The organism is Leisingera sp. ANG49, from assembly GCF_059694505.1.
Window position 1 is genome coordinate 67,469 of sequence record NZ_JCATZN010000006.1, and the last position, 23,518, is coordinate 90,986.

Annotated in this window: 20 protein-coding genes; 9 read left to right on the forward strand and 11 right to left on the reverse strand. The window is 64.1% G+C overall.

The window, feature by feature from the left end; genetic code table 11:
- Positions 1-4: 4 nt before the first annotated feature.
- The 7 genes from AC58NV_RS18675 to AC58NV_RS18705 all read right to left on the reverse strand — a co-directional run bounded on the left by AC58NV_RS18675 (position 5) and on the right by AC58NV_RS18705 (position 8,546).
- Entirely contained in the window at positions 5-1,501 is a 1,497-nt protein-coding gene (locus AC58NV_RS18675) for a M81 family metallopeptidase (RefSeq protein ID WP_497228461.1), read from the reverse strand.
- 2 nt (positions 1,502-1,503) lie between these two features.
- Complete coding sequence (locus tag AC58NV_RS18680) at positions 1,504-3,126, reverse strand: amidohydrolase (protein ID WP_497228462.1); 1,623 nt, start codon at positions 3,124-3,126, stop codon at positions 1,504-1,506.
- Positions 3,127-3,164: 38 nt separating this feature from the next.
- Positions 3,165-4,088 carry an oligopeptide/dipeptide ABC transporter ATP-binding protein gene (locus tag AC58NV_RS18685; protein ID WP_497228463.1) on the reverse strand — a complete coding sequence of 308 codons (924 nt, stop codon included), beginning with the start codon at positions 4,086-4,088 and terminating at the stop codon, positions 3,165-3,167.
- Positions 4,085-5,065 (reverse strand): ABC transporter ATP-binding protein, encoded by a 981-nt coding sequence (locus AC58NV_RS18690; RefSeq protein WP_497228464.1) that lies wholly within the window; start codon positions 5,063-5,065, stop codon positions 4,085-4,087. The genes AC58NV_RS18685 and AC58NV_RS18690 overlap by 4 nt, the downstream gene beginning before the upstream one ends.
- The gene (locus AC58NV_RS18695; RefSeq protein ID WP_497228465.1) at positions 5,062-5,919 is read right to left on the reverse strand and encodes an ABC transporter permease; all 858 of its coding nucleotides are present in this window, start codon (positions 5,917-5,919) and stop codon (positions 5,062-5,064) included. Before AC58NV_RS18695 ends, AC58NV_RS18690 begins: the two co-directional genes overlap by 4 nt.
- A 14-nt stretch (positions 5,920-5,933) precedes the next feature.
- Positions 5,934-6,872, reverse strand: coding sequence for an ABC transporter permease (locus AC58NV_RS18700; protein ID WP_497228466.1), 939 nt, complete (start codon positions 6,870-6,872; stop codon positions 5,934-5,936).
- Positions 6,873-6,983: 111 nt separating this feature from the next.
- On the reverse strand, positions 6,984-8,546 hold the full coding sequence (locus AC58NV_RS18705; RefSeq protein ID WP_497228467.1) for an ABC transporter substrate-binding protein: 1,563 nt from the start codon (positions 8,544-8,546) through the stop codon (positions 6,984-6,986).
- 222 nt (positions 8,547-8,768) lie between these two features.
- Between AC58NV_RS18705 and AC58NV_RS18710 the strand changes: the two genes are divergently transcribed.
- On the forward strand, positions 8,769-9,572 hold the full coding sequence (locus AC58NV_RS18710) for a helix-turn-helix transcriptional regulator (RefSeq protein WP_497228468.1): 804 nt from the start codon (positions 8,769-8,771) through the stop codon (positions 9,570-9,572).
- A gap of 72 nt (positions 9,573-9,644) precedes the next feature.
- On the opposite strand, the gene AC58NV_RS18715 is transcribed toward AC58NV_RS18710, so the two are convergent.
- From AC58NV_RS18715 to AC58NV_RS18725, 3 genes are all read right to left on the reverse strand, one after another.
- Positions 9,645-11,342, reverse strand: a complete 1,698-nt coding sequence (locus tag AC58NV_RS18715; protein WP_497228469.1) for a Na/Pi cotransporter family protein — start codon at positions 11,340-11,342, stop codon at positions 9,645-9,647.
- Between the two features lie 4 nt (positions 11,343-11,346).
- The gene (locus AC58NV_RS18720) at positions 11,347-12,120 is read right to left on the reverse strand and encodes an inositol monophosphatase family protein (protein ID WP_497228470.1); all 774 of its coding nucleotides are present in this window, start codon (positions 12,118-12,120) and stop codon (positions 11,347-11,349) included.
- A gap of 192 nt (positions 12,121-12,312) precedes the next feature.
- Positions 12,313-13,110 (reverse strand): helix-turn-helix transcriptional regulator, encoded by a 798-nt coding sequence (locus AC58NV_RS18725; protein ID WP_497228471.1) that lies wholly within the window; start codon positions 13,108-13,110, stop codon positions 12,313-12,315.
- A gap of 99 nt (positions 13,111-13,209) precedes the next feature.
- On the opposite strand from AC58NV_RS18725, the gene speB reads away from it, so the two are divergent.
- Both speB and AC58NV_RS18735 read left to right on the forward strand, forming a co-directional pair.
- Positions 13,210-14,181, forward strand: a complete 972-nt coding sequence (speB, locus tag AC58NV_RS18730; RefSeq protein ID WP_497228472.1) for an agmatinase — start codon at positions 13,210-13,212, stop codon at positions 14,179-14,181.
- A gap of 25 nt (positions 14,182-14,206) precedes the next feature.
- Entirely contained in the window at positions 14,207-15,292 is a 1,086-nt protein-coding gene (locus AC58NV_RS18735; RefSeq protein ID WP_497228473.1) for an extracellular solute-binding protein, read from the forward strand.
- On the opposite strand, the gene AC58NV_RS18740 is transcribed toward AC58NV_RS18735, so the two are convergent.
- Complete coding sequence (locus AC58NV_RS18740) at positions 15,281-15,967, reverse strand: TetR family transcriptional regulator C-terminal domain-containing protein (protein WP_497228474.1); 687 nt, start codon at positions 15,965-15,967, stop codon at positions 15,281-15,283. The genes AC58NV_RS18735 and AC58NV_RS18740 overlap by 12 nt on opposite strands.
- A gap of 239 nt (positions 15,968-16,206) precedes the next feature.
- Here AC58NV_RS18740 and AC58NV_RS18745 point away from each other — a divergent pair, with 239 nt between their 5' ends.
- The 6 genes from AC58NV_RS18745 (at position 16,207) to AC58NV_RS18770 (ending at position 23,462) form a co-directional block, all read left to right on the forward strand.
- Positions 16,207-17,070, forward strand: a complete 864-nt coding sequence (locus AC58NV_RS18745; RefSeq protein ID WP_497228475.1) for an ABC transporter permease — start codon at positions 16,207-16,209, stop codon at positions 17,068-17,070.
- 44 nt (positions 17,071-17,114) lie between these two features.
- Positions 17,115-17,918, forward strand: a complete 804-nt coding sequence (locus AC58NV_RS18750; protein WP_497228569.1) for an ABC transporter permease — start codon at positions 17,115-17,117, stop codon at positions 17,916-17,918.
- Positions 17,919-17,932: 14 nt separating this feature from the next.
- On the forward strand, positions 17,933-19,033 hold the full coding sequence (locus AC58NV_RS18755; protein WP_497228476.1) for an ABC transporter ATP-binding protein: 1,101 nt from the start codon (positions 17,933-17,935) through the stop codon (positions 19,031-19,033).
- A gap of 20 nt (positions 19,034-19,053) precedes the next feature.
- On the forward strand, positions 19,054-20,112 hold the full coding sequence (locus AC58NV_RS18760; protein ID WP_497228477.1) for an extracellular solute-binding protein: 1,059 nt from the start codon (positions 19,054-19,056) through the stop codon (positions 20,110-20,112).
- A 75-nt stretch (positions 20,113-20,187) separates the two neighbouring features.
- A complete protein-coding gene (locus AC58NV_RS18765) occupies positions 20,188-22,263 on the forward strand; it encodes an oxidoreductase (protein WP_497228478.1) in 2,076 nt (691 codons plus the stop codon).
- Positions 22,263-23,462 (forward strand): aromatic ring-hydroxylating oxygenase subunit alpha, encoded by a 1,200-nt coding sequence (locus AC58NV_RS18770; RefSeq protein WP_497228479.1) that lies wholly within the window; start codon positions 22,263-22,265, stop codon positions 23,460-23,462. Before AC58NV_RS18765 ends, AC58NV_RS18770 begins: the two co-directional genes overlap by 1 nt.
- The last annotated feature ends 56 nt before the right edge of the window (positions 23,463-23,518 follow it).

A 23,518-nucleotide genomic window follows, 5' to 3' on the forward strand; every position in this document is an offset into this window, starting at 1 on the left:
GGCGTCAGCCCTTAGCAGGGATGGTCCTGACCTCCGGTTGCAAGTTTTTGTAGGGAGTTGTTCCCAGATCGCAGGGAAATACACCCGGGGCAGCTACCGGATAGACCGCGCTGGCAATCGGCTCGAAGTCGGCGCGGAAATGGGCGGTGCTTTTCACGCAGATTGTTTTGAAGGCCGCGGGGTCCAGCCCGATATGGGTGAAATGCCCCAGATCGAGGCATTGGTTGCGGATGCTGGTGACGACCAGGGTAATATCTGCCTGGGTTTCCGCCAGCTGCAGCGCGGCTGACGGTCCAAGCGCCGCCACCCCGCCGCCGTACATCTCTCCAGTATAGCGGCAAGTGCCATCGCCAAGCGCCAGTACCTTGAACGTTGCCTCAAACGGTTTGTCTCCCGTAACACCGGAGCGCCCGCCGAGAGCTGTACGGAATATACCGCCCTGCCCTGCCTCGTGCGCCGCCACGGCTGCTTCCGGGTCATGAAACAGCCCCATCAGCACACCCTGCGCCTCTGCTTCAGCCAATGCAGCCAGGAGGCCTGTTGTGTCTGCGGTGCCGCCGGCACCGGGGTTGTCCTGGACATCGGCCAGCACCACGGGCCTGCCTGCGCGCGGCTGGCAGGCGATCTCTGCCGCCTGTTCCAGTGACAGCATCGGGTGTGCCGACTGCGCTTCCAGTTCGGCGAACACGCCAGCGATATGGTCTGCCGCCTGCGCCGCGGCCGCGGCGGTCCGGGCATAGGCCACGCAGGAGGGCCGGGTGTCCGGAAAATCCGCCGCAGTGAACCCTAGCGCGATGTCTGCCAGCACGCCCGCCTGCTCCAGCGGCGGCAGCGCGGCATACAGCTCCCGCCCCGGTGTGGCACCGGTGTATTGGGCATGCAGCGGGATCAGGTAGTCCATCTGCCGGAATGCCTTGTGCAGCCTGTCGCCCGCCAGAAGGTGCTGCAGCGCCGGCACGCAGCGGGCGCCGGTTTCCGCCATATCGAGATGCGGATAGGTGCGGTAGATCGCGATGTAATCGGCCAGTTCCACTGACGCCGCAGAGATATTGGCGTGCAGGTCGAGGCTGACCACGATGGGCAGGTCCGGCCCGGCCCAGGCGCGCACCCGGTCTAGCAGTTCTCCTTCGCCGTCGGGGTGGCTTTCTGTCACCATCGCACCGTGCAGTTCCAGGAAAACGCCATCAAGCGGCCCTGCGGCGCGCAGGCCGTCCAGAACTTTCGCACAGACGGTTTCAAAAGCTTCATCGGTGACATGCGCCGAAGGTTCAGCCGCACTCCACAGGATGGGGGCTAGCTCCATTCCGGCTGCCTCCGCCGCTTTGGCAAAGCCGGCGATTGGCAGGTTCATGCCGCGGGTCTCCTCGATCACCGCGGCCCCGTGCAGCATGGCGGGCCAGGAATCCGCCATTTCGAACTCCGTCAGCCCTGCCTTGGTGGTGCCGAAGCAATTGGTTTCATGCTGAAAGCCTGCAATGGCGATCCGCGGTTTAGCCTGCATTATCAATGCTCCTGCGCCCAAACGGTCTGCCCGCGGCGGATGGTGCGGGTGACCCTGGTGGTCTCGATCCGGTCCGGGTCCTCCAGCGGATTGCGGTTCAGCACTGCAATATCCGCCAGTTTGCCCGTTTCGATGGAGCCGCGGGTGTCTTCTTGGAAGACCTGCCAGGCGGCGTCGATGGTCTGGGCGCGCAGGGCTGACAAGGCGCTGATCCGCTGCGCCTCACCCAGACGACGGCCGCTGGCGGTCAGCCGGTTCACCGCGCAATGGGCCAGATGGATGGGCCGGGTCGGAGTGACGGAGGCATCGTTGTGGATGGTGTAGCGCACGCCATAGCGTTCGGCCGAGGCACAGGGGGAAATCCGCTCTGCCCGCTCCGGCCCCAGGAAGGTGTCATAATGGCGGTCGCCCCAGAAATGCACATGCGCCGGGAAGAAGCTGACGGTCATGCCCAGTTCAGCCATCTGCTGCAATTGGTCGTCGCGCAGGGCTTGGCCGTGGATGATGGTGTGGCGGTGATCGGCACGCGGGTTGGCCTCCAGCGCCGCGGCCACCGCGTCAATGAACATCTGCGCCCCGGCATCGCCGTTGCAGTGGCAATGGATCTGATAGCCCAGATCGTGCAGTTTTTGCACCTCGCGGCGGTGTTCGGCGGCATCAGCATAGGACATCCCGCAGGGGTGCGCCGGATCCACTGGCTTGTGATACGGCGCGCTGAGCAAGGCGGTCTGCAATTGGAACGCCCCGTCGGTGAACAGCTTGCGCGGGCCGAGGGTGAAATGCGGGTTGCCGGGCCAGTCGAGGGCCTCGGGGCCGCTGCTCAACTCCGGTTCCAGTTCCCCGATCGGCAGCAGCATCAGGTCGTAGCCGGGGTCCTGATCTGCGGGCAGCGAGGCGAAATGCCCTAGCATCTCCCGCGTGGCCCAGGCGTTCTGGGCGTAGGTGACGCCATGCGCAAGGTACTCATCGCGGCAGCTGTTGAACCCGGACCAAAAGCGTTCGCGGTCGATTAGGAAATCGGTATCGCCCATCTCCCCCATCGCTGACAGGCCTTCGATCAGCCCGGTCAGCGCGCCTGTTTCAGGGTCGCGGCCGTAGCGGCCGCCCAAGGGGTCGGGCGTGCCCCGGTTGACGCCGCGGCGTTCCAGCGCCAGCGAATTTGCAGACCCGTTGTGGCCGGAGGCGTGGATGACCCAGACGGGGTGTTCGGTGGAGACGCTATCCAATTCGGTGCGGGTCGGCATTCGGCCCTCGGCAATGGCGGTATTGTCAAACAGCACCCCCATCACCCATTCCCCGGCAGGTGTTTCGGCTGCCTTGGCCCGCAGCCGGTCCAGCGCGGTGGGGATGTCCGGGCAGTCGCCGCTGGGGGCAGAGGCCAGGTTGACCCGGAACAGCCGGATGAAGCCGGGATCGGGGAAATGCCCGTGCGGGTCAATAAAGGCGGGGATCAGGGTCTGGCCCTGCAAATCCACCTCAATAGTGCCCGCAGGCATCTGCGCGCGCAGGTCCGCCTCGGCACCAGCGGCGCGGATAGTCTCGCCTTCGGTCAGCACCGCCTGGGCGCAGGAATTGGCCGTGTCCATCGTCAGGACAACGCCGTTGAAATACAATGTGCTGGTCATGGTCTTTCAGATGTTGAGGGGTTTCGGGCAGAGGGCCGTCAGCTCAAGGGCGCTAGGCAGCGCAACCCGTGGCCGTTTTCGACCTCCCATTGCGGGGTTTGAGTGCAGATTTCCTGCGCGAAGGGACAGCGCTCGCGGAACTCGCAGCCCGTGGGGCGGCGCAGCAGGCTGGGCGGCTCGCCCTTCAGGGCGATGCGTTCCAGCCGGGCGTCGGGATCGGGCTCCGGGTTCGCGGACAGCAGGCAGCGGGTGTAAGGGTGGCGCGGCTCCTTGAAGATCGCCTCTGTGGTGCCCTCCTCGACCAGCCGGCCCAGGTACATGATGCCCATCCGGTCGGCGACATGGCGCACGACGTTGAGGTTGTGGGTGATGATCACCATCGCCAGCCCCAGCCGTTCGCGCAGGTCGTTCATCAGGTTCAGAAGCTCCCCCTGCACAGACACGTCCAGCCCCGCGGTGGGTTCATCCGCCAGGATCAGCTTGGGCTCCAGCGCCAGCGCGCGGGCGACGCCCACCCGCCGCGCCTGGCCGCCCGACAGCTGATAAGGATAGCGGTCGGCGAAATGCGCAGGCAGGTTTACCATCTCCAGAAGGCGCTTGGCCTCGGCGTCCAGATCGCGGTCCTTCATGCCCTGGATGCGGTAGGGTTCGGTGATCAGGCTGCGGATCGTCAGGCGCGGCGACAGCGAGCCGACCGGATCCTGAAACATCATCGAGATGTCCTTGCGCAAGGGGCGCAGCTCCCGTTCCGAGGCGCCGCGGATCTCCCTGCCCTCGAACTTGACGGAACCCTCCTGCGCCGGGGCCAGCCCGGCAATCGCGCGGATCACCGTAGTCTTGCCGGAGCCGCTTTCGCCCACCAGGGCATAGGTCTCGCCCGGCTCCACGGTGAAGCTGACACCGGCCAGCACATTGACCGGGCCGTAGCTGGTCTTGAGGTTCTTTACATCCAGCAGGCTCATTCTGCGGCCTCCTTGTGGTTCAGCCAGCAGGCGGCGTGGTGGCCCTCTTTCAGCTGTTTCAGCGGCGGCACCTCAGCGGCGCAGTGCGGCATCGCCTGGTCGCAGCGGTCGCGGAAGATGCAGCCGCCGGGCAGGTTGGCCAAGTCCGGCACCTCCCCGGGGATCGTTGGCAGCACGCGGGCGCGCTCTTTGATGTGGCCCGGGTCGCAGTCGATCAGGCGGCGGGTATAGGGGTGCTTGGGATCGTGGAAGATCTCGCGCACCTCGCCGCTTTCGACCACGGCGCCGGCATACATCACCACCACCCGGTCGCAGAGCTCTGCAATCACCCCCAGATGGTGCGAGATGAACAGGATGGCGCAGTCAAACTCCTGCTGCAATTCCTGCAGGCGCTCGATGATCTGCACCTCCAGCGTGGCGTCCAGCGCCGTGGTCGGCTCATCCGCTATCAGCAGGTCCGGCTCCGACATCAGCGCCATGGCGATGGCGATGCGCTGGCGCATACCGCCGGAGAACTCATGCGGGAACTGTGCCAGCCGCGCCTCAGGGTCCGGGATGCCGACGGCGCCCAGCATCTGCGCGGCGCGGGCGCGCTTGTCGGCCTTGGACGCCTTGGAGCGGTGCTGGATATCCAGCATCTGCTGGCCGATCGACAGCACCGGGTTGTGGGTCTGCATCGGGTCCTGAAACACAATGGAGATATCGGCGCCGCGCAGATCGCGCATCTTACGTTCTGACAGTTGCAGCAGATCCTGTCCCTTGAACCGCACCTCGCCCTGGCGAAACCGCGTGTTCGGCGCAGTCAGCCGCAAGATCGAAGAGATCAGGGTGGACTTGCCGCAGCCCGACTCGCCGACGATGCCGACAATCTCGCCCTTGCGCACATCAAAGGAGATATCGCGCAGGGCTTTCAGGTCGCCTCGGGCAGTTTCGTAATCGACGCTGAGGCGGTCGATTTCCAAAAGCGTATCGGTCATCGCTGTTTCCTCAGTTTCGGGTCAACCACGTCACGCAGGGACTCGCCCAGGAAGGTGAAGCCAAGCGTTGCCAGGATGATCGGCAACCCGCCGCCCACCACCAACCAGGGGGTCTGGCGGATCAGCGAATAGCCGTCCTTCAAGAGTGCGCCCCAGCTGGGTGTCGGCGGTTTCACCCCGAGGCCGAGGAAGGACAGCCCTGCCTCCAGCGCGATCACGGTGGGGATGTCCATCGCCGCCAGTACCGCCAGCACGCCGACGATATTGGGCAGCATGTGCACGCCCAGGATGCGCTTCATGCTGGCGCCCATTGAGCGTTCGGCCAGGATGAACTCGGAATTGCGCAGCGTGAGCGTCTGCGTCCGCGCCACCCGGCCATAGGTCGGGATTGAGGTTGCCATCACCACAAACACCACGGTTTGCAGGCTCGGCCCCACCAGCGCCACCACGGCCAGTGCGAACATCACGGTGGGAAAGGAGCGGATGGTGTCAAAGAACAGCATCAAGAGGTTGTCGAGCCATTTCGGCCCGTAACCGGCAATCATGCCCAGCGTCAGGCCAATGGCCATGGCGCCGAACACCGCGGGCAGGGCAACCTGCAGCGCCACCTGGCCGCCCGCAATCACGCGGGAAAACGTATCGCGGCCCAGTTGGTCGGTGCCCAGAAGATGGGTCCATGACGGCCCCTGCAGGCGGTCTTTGATGTTCATGCCAACCGGATCGAAGGGCACGATCCAATAGGCGAAGATGGCGCAGAACACGATGGTGCCGACGATGATCAATCCCATCAGCCCTAGCGGGTCGCGGGCGACGCCGGTGATGATCTGGCCCAGTTCGGAACGGGATTTTGCCATATCTCACGCCCTCCTTATGCTGCCGTGCGGGCGCGGGGATCGAGCCAGGCGTTGATCAGATCGGCCAGCGCGGTGGACACAACAAAGAGGCCGGTGGAGATCAGCACCGATCCCATCACGATCGGGTAGTTGCGGGTGGTGATGCTGTCGATCACCAGCTTGCCCAGGCCGGGGCGGGCAAAGACGATCTCGGCAAAGACGGCGGAGGACAGCAGGAACCCCATACCGACGCCGATCACCGTGACCACCGGCAGGATGGCGATGCGCAGCGCATAGACCATCACCACCCGGCGCTCATGGATGCCAAAGGCGCGGGCGGTGCGGATGTGGCTCTCGCCCATCACCTCCAGCATCGACGCGCGTACCAGGCGGGCGATATAGCCGACCCAGCTGAGGCCGATGGCAAAGGCGGGCAGCACCAGGTGATCGAGGCGGCCCCAGAAACCCTCGCCTGCGCCGATGGCCGGGAACCACTGCAGGTTCACCGCAAAGATCAGCAGCGACAGCAGCGCAACAACAAAGGCGGGCGCTGCCACAAAGCTCACGGAAATGGCTGCGGTAATCCTGTCGATCAGCGTATTGGGGTGCGCGGCAGCATAGGCGCCAAGAGCGATGCCCAGCGTGGCAGACCAGGCGATTGAGCCCAGGATCAGCCACAGGGTGTGCGGCAGCTGTTCAAAGACAATCGCCGTCACCGAGCGGCCCGAGAACACGTCGATCCCCAGATCGCCCTGTATAAGGTTGCCATAGAAGATAAGCAGCTGTTTCCAGACCGGCTGGTCCAGTGCCAGTTCCGCCGTCAGCCGTGCCTGCAGCTCTGGCGTGGCGCGCGGGCCCAGCATGATCTGAACCGGATCGCCGGGCACGGCGCGGATCATCAGGAACATGACGGTGACCGCCACGATCAGGATCAGCAGTGCCAGCCCGAACCGCCGGGTTGCATAAAGTAACATGGCCGCATGGCTCCCTTGTCTTCGCTGTGCGGATGAAAATGGCACGGCTGCGCCGCATATTGCAGCCGTGCCAGGTCAGGCCCGGGGGGAGGACCGGGCCTGCGGGGAGTGTCAGGCCTTGCCAAAGTAGCGCAAGAGCGCCAGCCCGTCGGGCCGCAGCGCCGGCACAACACCCGCGGAGTGGATCACCGGCGTCGCCTCATGGGTCAGGAACCGGTAGGCGCCGCTTTCCTCCATCAAGTCCTGCGCCCGCCGGTACATTTCGTCCCGTTTGGCCAGGTCGGTCAGCTGCGACGCCTCGGCGTGGATCTTGTCGAACTCCTCGTTGCTGAACTGCTCCCAGTTCCAGTGGCCGACTTGCTCAGTGGTGAACCAGGAGGTCGCGTAGTACGGGTCCGGAGTCATCGAGTAGCGGTTCAGCACTAGCTGCAGATCCTCGTTATCAGCGCTGGCCCAGAAGGCACCGGATTCCAGCACGTTGACCTCTACCGTGATACCGATCTGCGCCAGCGTCGCCTGGATCACCTGCGCGGCAGTGGTGAAGGTGGTCTTGTTCAGCGTGTCGAGCTTTAGCGTCACATTGGTTTCACCGGATTCGGCCAGCAGTTCCGCGGCCTTGGCGAAATCCGCCTGCGGCGGCACCAGGGATTGCGGGCGGTGGCCCGCCAGGCCCGGGGCGATGATGCCGGTCGACGGCTCCACAGCACCGAAATAGGCGGCCTCAAGCACCGAAGGCACGTCGATGGCGTGCTGGATCGCCTGCCGCAGTTTCTTGTTTTGCAGCTTGGGGTGGTCCAGGTTCATGCCGAGCCATGCATAGTACAGCGACGGGTATTCCAGCAGCGTGCCGCCGTTCGGCACACCAGCACGGTAACGCTCGACGGAGCCGAGCGAGACACGGGTGAAATCCAGTTCCCCGGCCTCAAATGCGATTTCGGCGGTGTTTTCATCGTCGATCGGTAGAATCTCGATGGTGTCCCAGGCGGGGGCTTCGCCCTTCCAGTCCGGGTTGCGCCTCAAGACGGTCTTTTCCTTCGGCGACCAGCTGTCGCGCAGGTAGGGGCCGGATTCCGCCAGCGGATCGGTGGTTGCCTTGCCGCCCGCAGCCTCCCAGGCCTTTTTCGAAACGATATTGCCGGTGATATAGGGCAGCGCGATGGACCACAGCGGCGCAAAGGGTTCCTTCAGCACGATGGTGCCTTCCCGCTCGCCGGTGACCTCAACATGGCTCAGCGGCCCCATGTCGGGCTTGTTGGGGCTGTCGGTGACCTCATCCACGATCCGCTCAAAGCTGAACTTTACGTCTTCGGCGGTCATCGCACCGAACCCGTTGGTGAACCCGATGTCGTCGCGCAGCGCGAACTTGATGTGGGTGTCGTCGCCCTGTTCGATCATCGCGGCGGCGTCCATCTGCCAGTCCCATTCGCGGCCCGGTTTGTACTGGATCAGCTTGTTGTAGATCGAGGCATGGATTTCCTCGTCGATCACGCCTTTAGAAAACGCCGGGTCGATGCTTTGCATGTCGCCGTAGGAGCGCACCCGCAGGGTACCGCCCTCTGCCGCCATGGCACGGCCGCCCAGCCCCATCGGCAGCGCCGCCGCCGCCCCCAGCGCCGTGGCGCCCTTCAGAAATCCGCGGCGTCCCAGCGCCGTCTTGGTCCATTCGATCTTCATGGTGTCCTCCCTTGGATCAGATCATCTCCGCCCGTGCTCCTCCGGTCTGCCAGCGCCTTGCGGCGCAGCCCTGTCAGGTCATTCAGCAGGTTCCGGGTTCCCCAAGTCCAAGCGGCTTGCGTACAGAAAACGCCAGTTTCGCAGATAGCGGAACTGTGCAAACATGCGCGAACCAGCGCGGGATGCATCACTACCGCGTCACATTGCGAAGGATTCCTGGACGTGTCTGAAAATTTTTCCGAAAACCTGCGGTCACTGTGCGCCGAACACGGCAGCATTGCGCAGATCTGCCGCGAGGTCGGAATCAACCGCCAGCAATTCAACCGCTACCTCAACGGCTCCAGCCTGCCCGCAGCGCACAACCTGCGCCGGATTGCCCGCTATTTCGACATCCCGGAAGCCAAATTGTTCACTCCCCAGGCTGAATTCGAGGCCCAGCTCAGCGATGCTGCCCGCACGACGCCGCCTGGCCCCAGCGATAGTTTTCTGGAGCCGTTCCGGTGTCAGCAGCGCAATTTGAAGCGCTATCTGGGCTTTTACCATGCCTACTTCCGGACGCCCTCCTGGGGTGAGGGGATCTTCTGCTCCCTGACCCGGTTCATCGAAAAGGACGGGTTTATCCTGTCGCGCAACCTGGAGATTGCGCATGACCCGGAGCAGAGCATCCGGCAGATCTCGCGCTATGAAGGCATGGTGACCCAGCGCGGTAACCGGCTGTTCATCACCGAGCATGAGCACGCCCATGAGGGCAGCGTGGCGCAGACCATCCTGTTCTCAGCGCACCGGCAGCAGCTGAAGTATTTGCGCGGCATGACCATGGGGGTGGCCTGGCGCCCCTTCCCGCGGCCCTATGCGGCGCGGGCGATCTGGAAACGGCTCGATGAGCGGGTGTCGGCGCGCGAGGCGATTGCCGCCTGCGGCGTCTACCCGGTGCGCAGCACGCGGATCGACCCGACCGTCAGGAATTACCTGGAATCCGCGGCCAAAGAGGATCTTCCCGACATGGCTGGAGGCGTCCTGCTCTGAACCGCGGCGGCCAAAACTTCTCCGCAAAAGTTTTGGCATATTCCTTGGTCAAGGAATTTGGCCCGGGTGCGGTCAGCGGCCAGTTCCCTCCAGAGCGTCCTCGTCCCCTTCGGGCATCTCCTCGATCAGCCGTGTCTCCAGCAGCTGTCCGTTGCGGTAGAGCACCGGGTAGGCGACGGCGGCGATGTGGCTGTTGAACTCGCGCAGGGCGCGCAGCGTCTCCAGGTGGATGTCGGAGGTATCGAAACTCTCCCGCCCGCCGCTTTGCAGCCGCCGCAGGTGCCGCTTGCGGCTGTCGTGCTCCATCCGCTTCAGCTCGGTTTTTTCCAGGCTCAGCAGCCGGGCGCTCTCCAGATCGTCGGAGATCAGCACATTGGAGGCCAGCTGCAAGTTCGCCTGGATCGCCTCATGCATGCGGGTGATTTCCAGCCAGCCGTCGCGGGAGAAGCTGAGGTTCTTCTTGTTCATTTCCCCCGCCAGCACCGTCAGGCGGCGCGCCACCACATCGCCCGCGGTCTCCAGCCGGATCGCATATTCCATCAGGCTGCGGGCGGTCTTCAGCTCGGCCTTGCTGAACGCCTCCTCCGGGATCGCGGCCACGTACCGGCGGATGCCGGAGAGACAGGCGTTCACCTCGTCATCCATCCGCTGCACCGCCTTGATCTGTTCCTTGCTGCCGCCCTGATAGAGCTCCAGCACCGGGCGGAACATGGCGCCGGTCTGGTCGGCCATCCGCAGCAATTCGCGCTTGAGATTGGCCACCGCCTGGGCAGGCGAGCCGTAGCTGCCCTGTTCCAGCGCGCTGACAGGTTGCCCCGGCGCTGCGGTCCCGGCCTGTGCGGGCTCGGGAAAACTGCGGGTGAACAGCCCCTCCAGCGGGGTGCAGACCGGCAGCGCCAGCAGCAGGAGCGCGGCATTGAAGGCGAGATGCGCGGTGACCAGCATCTGGCCGCCCTGGGGATCGCCGAGCCAGCCCTGGCGCAGCGCCAGGTTGGCGGCGAACAGGCAGAGCACCGCCCAAGTGCCGCGCAGGGCCAGATTGGCATAGGGAATGCGCCGCGCCTTCAGCGCCATGCCGCGGCTGAGCCAGACCGGGATGAAGGCGGAGCCGAAATTCGCCCCCAGGACCAGCGACAGCCCGGCGGCAAAGGGGATGGCGCCGATCTGCACCAGGGTGACGCACATCAGGATCGCCGCAACGCTGGAATGCATCACAAAGGCCAGCGCGCCGCCGACCAGGAAGGCGGTGATGTAGTCGCGCGCCAGGTAGCCCGCGACGGCGGGCAGAAAGGCGCTGTCGCGGATCGGGTCCATCGCCTCGCGCAGAAAACGCAGCGAAATCAGGATGAAGGCAATGCCCATCAGGATCCGGCCCAGCTGGCGCGCCTTCTTGGCCTCGGTCTTGACGAACAGGTAGCCGCCCGCCGCCAAAAGCACCGGCACCAGCCAGTCGAGCTTGAACGACAGGATCTGGATGATCAGCGCCGAGCCGAGATCGCCGCCGAGCACGATCGCCAGCCCGGTGGGGAAGGCGAGGTAGCCGCTGGCGGCAAAACCGGAGGTCAAGAGCGCCACCGCAGCCGAGCTTTGCAGCACGATGGCCAGGATCAGCCCCATCAGCCCCGCCTGCAGATGGTTTTGGCGTGCGGTCAGCAGCCGCTGGAACGAAGCGCCGTAGCTGCGCTCAATCCCGGTCCGCACCATCCGCACCGCATACAAAAGCAGCATGGTCGCGCCTGCGAGGCTCATCAGAAAGGTCAGTATGGCCATATGGTTATCCCTTGATCAGCGCCAGCATCTCGGCATGCAGCGCAGACGTTGCCGCGGCAACCACCCGGCCATCGGACGCCAGCCCGAGCGGCTGGCCGTCCCAATCCGTGATCACGCCGCCCGCGGCTTCGATAACGGCGGATACCGGCAGATAGTCATAGGGCTGCAGATCAAAATCGATCACCGCATCCACATGGCCCGCCGCCAGCAGCGCATGCGGATAGCAGTCATAGGAAAACCGGCGCGTCTGCCCGGCCTGCATCAGCCGGTTGAACAGCTCCGGATAATCGCGGTGGATCTTGTCGCCTTCATTCACATACAGGACCGCCTGATCCAGCCGGGTCTGATCCGACACACGGATGGGCTGCCCGTTCAAAGTGGCGCCCTGGCCGCGCAGGCCGAGAAAGGTCTCCCCCAGCGCGGGCATGCCGATCACCCCCAGCTCCGGAATGCCGCCCTGCAGGAACCCCAGCAGGAAACCGAACAGCGGATGCCCCGACAGGAAGGAGCGGGTGCCGTCGATCGGGTCGATGATCCAGACCTCCGCGCGGCCCGCCCCGGCAAAGCCGTGTTCCTCGCCAAAGATGCCGTGGTCCGGGAAATGCTGCTCAAGATAGGCGCGCACCTCGCTCTCGACCGCCTTGTCGGCCTGGGTGACAGGGCTTTCATCTGCCTTGAACTCAATCCCCAGGCGGCTGCGGAAGTAGCCGCGCGCGGCCTCGGCGGCGATCCCGGCGATCCGTATCGCGTGGTCAGCGTGGGTTTCTGTCGTGGGCATCGTTGCGGCCTTCATTCCTGAGGTCGGAGACGGTGGCTATCCGACCGGATTGACCGCTAGAATTTGTAAAAAATGTGGATTTCGTCAACAGAAAAGCCCGCAAAGTGACCGAAAAGCCAAAATTCCGCCCCGAACAATTGCGTTTTTGGCGCAATTTTTAGGATTTTGCGGGTTTGATGGGCCTGGGCCAGGCTACCCTGCGCCCGCCAGGTGCCGGGTGGCCATCGAAAACAATTCCGCCTGCGAAGCAATACCAAGCTTGGAATAGGCGTGGTGGCGGTGGACCTTCACGGTGCCTTCGGCAATGCCCAGATAGGCGGCAGCGGAGGGGGTGGAATGGCCCTGCAGGATCAGCTGCACCACCTCCCGTTCCCGCGGGCTGAGGACGCCGGTGCCAAAGGTCTGCATCCGGTCCTCCCAGTCTGCGGGCTGATTAGCCGCCGCGGTGTCTTCCGCCTGTCCCCACTGGCGCCGGATGGCGGCGGCGATCACCGCGAACACCACATTCAGCCGTTCCGTGTCTGCCGCCTCAAACCTTTGCTGGCGGGCAAACCGGGCCAGGGACACGATAAACCAGCGCTCTGCCCCGTCCTGCACCAGGATGCCGATCTCGTCGCTGATGCTGATCTTTCGGTAGAAGGCGCGGTAGTATTCCGAGCGGTAGAACGCCTCCGGCGCCAGGTCCATCAGCCGGTAGGCGCCGGGCGTGCAGCCGTTGCGGCAGGCCTGATAAAGCGGGTCCAGCAGGTAGGGGCCGCTGGCGTAGAACTCCACCGTGATCGCCGCCTGAAGCTCATCCAGATCCTGATAGAGCGGCACCGGCGGCTGCGCGCCCGCGTAGTGCGAGATGACCATGGAATCAAAGCTGCAGCATTGCGACAGGATCTGCCGCAGCGCGCCGGGAAAACGCTCTGTCGCGATGGTGTCCGCCAGCGCCGTCATCGCCTTGGCCCAGCCAGCGGGCAGCGGAGGGAAGATCGGGTTACCCATCGTCTATACCAAAAGATATATATCTATAGCCAAGTTTACCGGCATAACCGGGAAAATCAAACTGGATCCGAGCGAAATTCCAACGATACGGAGCCCCAGATGACCGATTCTTCCAGCGTGAACCCCGTGCAGGGCGACCTGGCCTTTACCCGCAGCAGCGACCGCGGCGTGGTGGCAGAGGCCAGCTATGCCGGCGCGCTCAGCTTCATGCGCCGCCGCTATGCCCGCGACCTCAGCGGAGTTGACGTGGCTGTGATGGGGGTGCCCTTCGATTTGTCGGTGTCCAGCCGGTCCGGCACCCGGTTGGGGCCGCGGGCGGTGCGCTCAGGCTCCAGCCACATTGCCTGGTCCAAGCCCTGGCCGTGGGAAGCTGACCCCTATGAGGCGCTGCGGGTTGTCGATTACGGCGACTGCGAGTTTGACTATGGCTATCCGCACAAGGTGCCCGGCGAAATCGCCCAGGCGGCGCGCGATGTGCTGGCCACTGACACGGCGCTCTTGTCGATCGGAGGCGACCACTTCATCACCTATCCGCTGCTGCAGGCGCATGTGGAGAAGCACGGGCCGCTGAGCCTGATCCAGTTCGATGCCCATTCCGACACCTGGGCGGATGAGGAAGGCCGCATCGACCACGGAACCATGCTGTGGCACGCCATCCGCGAAGGACTCGTGGACCCGGCCCGGTCTGTTCAGGTCGGCATCCGCACCCACAACCCGGACACGATGGGGATGAACATCATCGACGCCATTGAGGTGCAGAAAACCGGTCCCGAGGCCGTGGCGGTGAAAATCCGCGGCATCGTCGGCGATCACAAGACGTATGTGACCTTCGACATCGACGCGCTGGAGCCGGCCTCTGCCCCCGGCACAGGAACGCCTGTCGTTGGCGGCCTGTCGCCCTATCAGGCGCAGGAGATCATTCGCGGCCTGGCAGGCACCGATGTGGTGGGCATGGACGTGGTCGAGGTCGCCCCGGCCTATGACATCTCCGAAATCACCGCAATCGCGGCGGCCACCATCGCCAACGATCTGCTCTGCCTTTACGCTGCCGGGCCCTCCGGCCAGCGCTGAGGCAGCGCGCAACAGGGAGGAAAAAATGATCAATAACAATATCATGACTGCAACCTTGCTGGCCGCCGCCTTGGCGGCGCCAGCCTCTGCCAGCGATCTGGCGATCTATAACTGGGCGGACTATTTCAGCGAAACCACTATTTCCGGTTATGAGGAGGCAACCGGCACCAGGGTCACGCTGGACTACTTCGACAGCAACGAGGTGCTAGAAACCAAGATGCTGGCGGGCGGCTCGGGCTATGACGTGGTGTTTCCCGCCGCCTCCAACGCCGAACGGCAGCTGCAGGCGGGCGCGCTGCATCCGGTCGACACAGCGCGGCTGAAGAACTACGGCAACCTGCGGCCGGAAATCCTGGCCTCGCTCGACAAGGTGCCGGGCGGGCGGCAGCTGGGGGTACCCTATACCTGGGGCACCATCGGCATCGCCTATAACCCGGCACTGGTGGCTGAGCGGCTGGGGGACGCGCCTGTCGACAGCTGGGACCTGCTGTTCGACCCAGCCAATGCCGCCAAGCTGAAGGACTGCGGCATCGGCGCGCTGGATTCGCCGGTGGAAATGCTGTCGATAGCCCTGAACTACCTAGGTGCGGATCCCTATTCCGAGGACAAGGCGGACATCGCCAAGGCACAGGAGTTGCTGGCCGCCGCAGCGGAAAACGTCAGCTATTTCAACAATCAGAAGCCCTCCACCGACTTGCCCGCTGGCAATGTCTGCCTGGCGGTGATGTATTCCGGTGACGCAGGCATCGCCCAGGCCCGGGCCAAGGATGCGAATAACGGCGTTGAAATCCTCTATTCCATACCCAAGGAAGGCACCCTGATGTGGATCGACCTGATGGCGATCCCGGAAGATGCGCCCAACGTGGATGCGGCTTATGCCTTTATCGACTACATGCTGTTGCCGGAGGTGATTGCCGGGGTTTCCAATGCCGTGTTCTTTGCCAATGCAAATGCGGCGGCGGATGCCCATGTTCTGCCAGAGGTGCTGTCCGATCCGGGGATCTATCCGGATGCTGCCATCCTTGCCCGCCTGTTCCCGGACAAGAGCTTGGGCGCCAAAGCGCTGCGCCAGCGCACCCGGGCCTGGACCAAGGTGAAGTCAGGAATCTGACGCCGCGGAGGCTACGGGTGCGGCCACCTTCTCCTGCTGGGGCCGGATCGCCCCCAAAAGCGCGAAATGCGCCGGGAACATCGCCGCCAGGAAGCGGAAGATGATCCGCGCCGCCTCCTCCCGGTCGAACCGGTCGGGGTGCAGCAGAAAGTCGGTCCACATGCCTTCAAGCAGCGCCAGCGTGCCATGAGTGGCATCGCGCGCCGCGCCGGAGGCATCCGGCGTTCCGGCCTCCCGCACGATCCGGGAGAAGGCGTTGTGGATCATGCCGCGCAGGCGTCCGTCGCGGGTGTCAGAATGCTCGGCAATGGCCTTGCGGTTGCGGGATTCGCCGCGGAAGGCGTACCAGATGTTGACATTGCGCCTGTTCAGCACCCGCTCGCTGAGGTCGCCGCGCACGATCATCTCGATCCGCTCCTGCGGGCTGTCGCCAGCGGTCTGCAAAAGCTCTTCCAGCCCGTCGTAATACTCTTCCGAGGAATGGTGCGCGGCTGCCTGAACCAAATTGTCCTTGCCGCCGAAATGCAGGTGGATCATGCCGCGTGACAAGCCTGCGCGCTGGATGATCTCGCTGACGGAGGTTTCGGAGATCCCCTTCTCCGCCACCGAATCCAGCACCGCCCCGATCAGGGCGAGGCGGTTCTGCTCGCGATTCTGTTCCCGTTTTCCGGCCATCTTTCCTTGAGTCCTGGTCGTTTCCACCGCTGTTACGCGGATCATTCCTGTGCGGCAAGCAGTGCCGCCTGTCCAGTTTAGACACAGGCAGCCAAGTTTCACCAGGAAAAATGGACGTTTGTACATTTTTTACAAAATTCTGTTGACAGGACCCCCTGCCAGCCGTCAGATCTTGATGGACGATTGTCCATTTTTAATGGCAGCACCCCGACCGCACACCTTGCAAGCTACGGAGACACATGGCCGGATTTCTCAGAACCGAGGCTGGAAAAGGCCTGGCGCTCAGCGCCCCTGCTTCGCTTTATGTGGGGCTTTTGGTGGCTGCGCCGCTGGGTATTCTGGTGGCCTACAGCTTCTGGACCCAGACCTATGTCGAGATCGACAAGACGCTGACCTGGGCCAACTACCTGGAGGCGGCGACCGATCCGCTGGTGCGGCATCTGATGCTGCGCTCGATCCTGATTGCCGGGGCGGTGACCATGGCGACGGTGGCGCTGGCCTATCCGATCGCCTATTTCATCGCCTTCCGCACCCATAAGAAAACCCTGTGGCTGCTGCTGATCACCATCCCGTTCTGGTCCAGTTACCTGCTGCGGGTGTTCAGCTGGAAGCTGATCCTGGGCTTTAACGGGGTGATGAACTCGGCGCTGATCTCGCTGGGGCTGATCGAGGAACCGCTGACCTTTCTGCTCTATAACGAGTTTGCGGTGGTGCTGACCCTGGCCCACGCCTGGGCGCCCTTTGCGATCCTGCCGATCTATGTGTCGCTGCAGAAGATTGACCGCGCGCTGCTGGAGGCGGCCACCGATCTCGGCTGCTCCAAGCTGGAGCGCTTTGCCCGCGTCACCCTGCCCCTGACGGTGCCCGGCATCATCGCCGCCAGCCTGATCATCTTCATCCCCACCGTCGGCGATTATGTGACCCCGTCGCTGGTCGGCGGCTCGCAGGGCAAGATGGTGGCGAACCTCATTCAGGTGCAGTTCGGCCCGGCCAACAACTGGCCGCTGGGGGCAACCCTGTCGCTGGCGGCGATGGCCTCCGTTGGCTTTGTCGCCATCCTGTTTGTCATCCTGGCCACCGCATTGGGGAGGAGGATCCGTTGAGCACTCCGGTAAGCGATCCGCTGAGCAAACCGCTGGCTTCCTCATTGAGCAAGCCCCGTCGCAGACCCCTCCGCTTCCCCTGGCTGCTGGCTTATGCCATCGGCTACCTGATCTTCCTGTATCTGCCGGTGCTGCTGCTGCCGCTGTTCTCCTTCAACGATGGCACCATCGTGGCCTTCCCGATGAAGGGCTTCACCCTCAAATGGTATGCCCAGCTCAGTGAACAGGACACGCTCCTGCAGGCGATGGCGAACTCGCTGATCGTCGGCGCGGTGACCGCGCTGGTCGCCACCTCGCTGGGGCTGTTCGCCGCCCGCGCCTATGTGCGCTACCGGTTCAAGGGGCGCGAACTGTCGGAGGGGCTGGTGATGCTGCCGCTGGTCATCCCCGGCATCATCGTGGCGTCCTCGATGCTGGTGCTGTTCATCTCGCTGGGGCTGAGGCCGTCGCTGACCACGGTGATCCTGGGTCATGTGTTTGTGGCGCTGCCCTTTGCGGTTTCGATCATGAAATCCGCCTTTGACGACTTCGACCAGTCGCTGGAGGAAGCGGCCTTCGATCTTGGCGAAAGCGTGATCGGCACCTTCCGCCGGGTGACCCTGCCGATTGTGGCGCCGGGGATTGTCGCCAGCCTCTTGGTCACCTTCACCGTCTCGTTTGACGAGTTTGTGCTGGCCTTTTTCCTGTCCGGCAACCAGCCCACGCTGCCGGTCTATATCTGGAGCCAGATCCGCTTCCCCGCCAAGCTGCCGAACACGCTGGCGCTCGGCTCGCTGCTGCTGCTTGCCTCGGTGCTGCTGTTGCTGGCCGCCGAATACTTCCGCCGCCGTTCCGCCAAATCCGCCTGATGAAGGATACGCAAATGACCAGCCAGAACATCATCGAAATCTCCGGCGTGGAGAAACGGTTCGGCACCTTCACCGCGGTGCGCGACCTGAACCTGACGCTGCGGGAAGGCGAGTTTTTCTCTCTGCTGGGCCCCTCCGGCTGCGGCAAGACCACGGCGCTGAGGATGATTGCGGGCTTCCAGGACCACGATGCCGGCAGCATCCGCATCGGCGGCCAGGACATGGCGCATATCCCGGCGAACAAACGGCCCGCCAACATGGTGTTCCAGTCTTATGCGATCTTCCCGCATCTGAATGTCGGCGATAACGTCGCCTTTGGACTGCGCAAGCTGAAGCTGGGCAAGGCCGAAACAGAGGCCCGCGTCGCCGAGGCGCTGGAGATGGTGGAGCTGGGCGGGTTGCAATCGCGCAAGGCCACGGAACTGTCCGGCGGCCAGCGCCAGCGGGTGGCGCTGGCCCGGGCGCTGGTGATGCGGCCCAAGGTTCTGCTGCTGGACGAGCCGCTGTCGGCGCTCGACAAGAACCTGCGTGAGGCGATGCAGTTCGAAATGCGCCGCCTGCAGCAGAAGCTCGGGATCACCTTTGTCATGGTCACCCACGACCAGTACGAGGCGATGACCATGTCCGACCGCATCGGGGTGATGTTCAAGGGCCAGCTCAAGCAGGTGGACAAGCCCGAGGTGCTCTATGCCCGCCCCTGCAGCCAGGAGGTCGCCGCCTTCATCGGCGGCATGAACTTCCTGGATGCGGCTGTCACCGGAGAGGCGGACGGTAAGCTGCACGCCGATGTGCAGGGCTTCGGCCCGCTGTCCATCGACGTGAACCCCAATGTGGCGCGGCGCGGGCCGCAGCTGCTGGCAGGCATCCGCCCGGAGCAGCTGGAGATCTCGGCGCAAAAGCCCGGCGGCTACGACGGCTATCTGCAGGGCACTGTCACCAACGCCGCCTTCTACGGCGAGAACGTGCATTACCACGTCACCGCCGAGGGGCTTTCGCAGCCCATCGCGGTGTCGGTGCCGAACTACTTCCACACGGTGGATCACAAGCAGGGCGACCCGGTCTGGCTGGGGGTGCAGAACGCCTCCGTGATCGACCTCGGCGCCCGCGAGGCATGAGAATAAAGGGAGGACAACACATGAAACACTTCAAAACGGTACTGGCCGCGGCCACGGCCCTGACCGCCTCGGCGGGCATCGCAGCCGCCGACGCCGCCAGCCTGTCGGTCTTTGACTGGTCCGGCTATGAGGACCAGGGGTTTTACGGCGACTACGTCGAAAAATACGGCGGCGCCCCCAGCTACACCTATTTCGGCAGCGTCGAGGAGGCTTTCACCAAGCTGCAATCGGGTTTTGCCGCAGACCTCGCCCACCCTTGCACCGACGGGCTGCGCAAATGGGTGGCAGCGGGGCTCTTGAAGCCGATCGACACTTCGAAAATCAGCAACTGGGACAGCCTGCTGCCGCAGATCAAGGATGTGGACGGCGTCACCATCGACGGCCAGACCTATATGGTGCCGTTTGAATGGGGCAACACCGGGCTGATCTACCGCACCGACCAGATCGATGAGCGCGCGGTCTCGCTGCAGCTGCTGGGCGACCCCGCCTACCAGGGTAAAATCGCCATTCCCGATGCGGCCTCTTCGGCATATGCGATGGCGGCGCTGGCGACCGGCGCCTCCAGCTACACCGATATGTCGGACGAGGAGTTCCAGAAGGCGTCTGATTTCCTGCGCCAGATCCACCCCAATGTGCGCTTCTACTGGTCCGACGCGGGCCAGCTGGACCAGGCCATCGCCTCGGGCGAGGTGCTGATGGGCTGGGGCTGGAACCAGTCGGAGCTGAACCTGATCTGGAACGAGACCCCGGCCCGGATGATGCGCGACGTGGACAAGGGCATCGCCACCTGGGTCTGCGGCTATGTGCATCTGAACGCCTCGACCCAGAGCGACGAGCAGGTTTACGACATGCTGAACGCGCTGAGTTCCGAGCCCAGCGGCAAATACATCATCGAGAACTGGGGCTATGCCCATGCCAATGCCGAGGCCTTCAAATCCGCCGATCAAAGCCTGATCGAGACCTACGGCTTTGCCGATGTCGACAAGTTCTTCGAAGGCAGCCTGTTCTTCGACGCGGTCAACCCGGAGCTGGAAGGCCGCATGCTGAAGGAATTCGAGCGCATCAAGGCCGGCTTCTGATCCCAGAAAGCGGCGGGCGCCAAAGCCCGCCGCCCCGCCCAGACCAAAAACCAAGACATAAAAGGATGTGCCAGCATGCCAGGCGCAAATGGGTATTCCATTCTGTTCGAGCCGGTGAAGATCGGCCCCGTCACGACCCGCAACCGCTTTTTCCAGGTACCGCATTGCACTGGGCTGGGCCACGTCCGCCCGCAGGCCGAGGCCGCGGTGCGCGCGATGAAGGCGGAGGGCGGCTGGTCCGTGGTCTCGACCCAGGAGACCGAGATTCATCCGACCTCGGACCTTGGCCCCTATGCAGAGCACCGGTTGTGGGACAAGCATGACGTCCCGGCGCTGCAGCTGATGACGGAACAAGTCCACGCCAAGGGGTCGCTGGCAGCGATTCAGCTGGCCCATAACGGCCATCACGCCACCAACCACCTGACCCGCGCCCCGGCGCTGGGGGTCAGCGACCGCCCGATTGATGCGGTCTACCCGAAACAGGCGCGTGCCATGGACAAGCAGGACATCCGCGACCTGCGACGCTGGCACCGCGACGCGGCATTGCGCGCAAAGGAGGCCGGGTTCGACATCGTCTATGTCTACGCGGGCCATCAGATGACGCTGCCGCATCATTTCCTGCTGCCCCAATACAACACGCGCAGCGATGAATACGGCGGCTCGCTGGAAAACCGCGTCCGGCTGACCCGCGAACTGCTGGAGGATACCCGCGAGGTGCTGGACGGCCACTGTGCCGTTGCCTTCCGCTTTGCCGTTGATCAGATGATAGGCGCCGACGGCATGCAGGCCAGTGAGGAAGGCCGCGCCGTGGTGGAAATGCTGGCGGACCTGCCCGACCTCTGGGACGTGAATGTTGCCGACTGGAGCAACGACAGCCAGACCACCCGGTTCCAGCCTGAGGACGGCTATCAGATCCCCTACACCGATTTCGTGAAGCAGGTGACGAACAAGCCGGTGGTGGGCGTCGGCCGCTTCACCTCGCCCGACCTGATGGCCTCGCTGGTCTCCAAGGGCGTGCTGGACCTCATTGGCGCTGCCCGCCCCTCGATCGCCGACCCCTTCCTGCCTAAGAAGATTGAGGAAGGCCGGATCGAGGAAATCCGCGAATGCATCGGCTGCAACATCTGTGTCTCTGCGGACAACCTGGGCGTCCCGATCCGCTGCACCCAGAACCCGACAATGGGCGAGGAATGGCGGCGCAAATGGCACCCGGAGGTGATCGCCCCGAGGCAGCAGGAAGAGGCGGCGCTGGTGGTCGGCTCCGGCCCTGCGGGCCTGGAATGCGCCATGCAACTGGCCAAGCGCGGCTATCAGGTGACGCTGGCCGAAGCCGCAGAGGAATTCGGCGGCCGGGTGCTGAAAGAAAGCAAGCTCAAGGGCCTGTCCGCCTGGAAACGGGTCGCCGACAACCGCCTGTGGGACCTGCAGCAGCGCGGCAATGTGCAGATGTTCACCGGCAGCAAGCTCGGCGCGGCGGAAGTTGCTGAACTTGGCATCCCCAATGTCTTCCTCGCCACCGGCAGCACCTGGCACCGCGACGGGCGCGGGCGCACGTCACCGCTGCCCTTGGAGATCAAGGACATCCCCGTGTTCACCCCTGACGACGTGATGGAAGGCACCCTGCCACCGGACAATGGCCCGGTGCTGCTTTATGACGACGATCAGGGCTACATCGGCGGAGTGCTGGCCAGCCATCTGGCCGCCGCAGGCCGCAAGGTGGTGCTGGTGACGCCGGGCGCCATCGCTTCGGCCTTCACCGAGCTGACCCTGGAACAGCACCGGGTGCAGGCGGAACTTCTGCAGGCGGGTGTCGAGATCATTCCGCTGCATTCCCTGCAATCGGCGGATGCCACCGGAGCAGATCTATCTTGCGTCTACACCGGCCGCTCCCGCCGCGTGGACTGCGCCAGCCTGCTGATGGTCACCTCCCGCCAGCGTGAAACCGCGCTCTTTGATGAGCTGAAAGCAAACCACGCAGACAGCCTGACCACGCTGGAGCTGATCGGCGACGCCGCCTCCCCCGGCCTGATTGCCGATGCGGTCTTTGCCGGCCACCTGGCGGCCCGCAATTTCGAACGCGACCCGGCGGCGGCAGATGCCGACTGGTTCCGCCGCGAACTGATTTCCCTCGAAGACATGGGAGGCGCATGATGCCTAAAGATGACCTGCAAGTGATGCGCGAGCTGATGGAGAGCCACCGCGAGGGTTTTGCGCTGGACCGGCATTTCTACACCTCGGAAGCGGTCTATGACCACGACATCAAGATGTTCTGGAACCGCAACTGGATCTGGGTCGGCCACGTCAGCCAGATCAAGGAGCCCGGCGATTACTTCCTGTTCGACTACGGCCCGGAATCGGTCATTGTCGTGCGCGACCGCGAAGGCGAGGTCCGCGCCCATATGAATATCTGCCGCCACCGGGGCTCCCGCGTGTGTTTGGAAAAGGAGGGCACCGCGCGGGTGTTCTCCTGCCCCTATCACGCATGGACCTTTGGGCTTGACGGGCGGCTGCGCGGCGGCCGTGCCATGGGGCCGGATTTCGACCCGTCCGAATACGGACTGTTCCCGGTGCAGGTGCAGATTTTCCAAGGGCTGATTTTCATCTGCGCCGATGAAAACCCGCCGCCGCTGGCCGAAAGCCTCGACCGTCTCGCACCGCTTTCGGCGCCGATGGGCTTGGAAAACCTGAAACTGGCGCATGAAGCATCCTACCCGGTGCCTGCGAATTGGAAGCTGGCGCTGGAAAACTACCTGGAATGCTACCACTGCGCCCCCTCGCATCAGGATTACTCCCGCAGCCACTCGCTCAAGGATCCGGCGGATGTGGAGAAATACGGCGCGGATCTGCGCGCCCGTTCTGCCGCCGTCGGGCTGCCGGTCGAAGAGCTGGACCAGACCGGTCCTAATGCGCAGGCGCCCGGCGCCGACGTCTACTGGCGCCGTTACCCGCTGTTCCCCGGCTACCAGACCGGCAGCAGGGACGGTGAGCCGCTGGCGCCGCCGCTCGGGCAGCTCAGCGGTCATGACGGCGGTGCCACCGATCTGGCCATCGGCACGCTGAACTATTTCCTTATCTATGCCGACCACCTGGTGGGCTACCGCTTTGTTCCCCGCGGACTGCAGGAAACCGACATCCAGATCGCCTGGTACGTGCGCGGCGATGCCGAGGAAGGGCGCGACTTTGACAAGGAAGCCCTCACCTGGCTTTGGCATGTCACCTCGCTCGATGACGAGCGCATCATCCGCCACAACCAGGAAGGCGTGAATTCGCACCGTTTCGCGCCCGGCCCGCTGTCCGAGATGGAATGGAGCCTGCCCGGCTTCTACCGCAGCTATTTCAGCATGCTCTGACCGGATCTGCCCTACACTTTGCCGCAGGCCCGCATGGGGCTTGCCCTGACCCAACC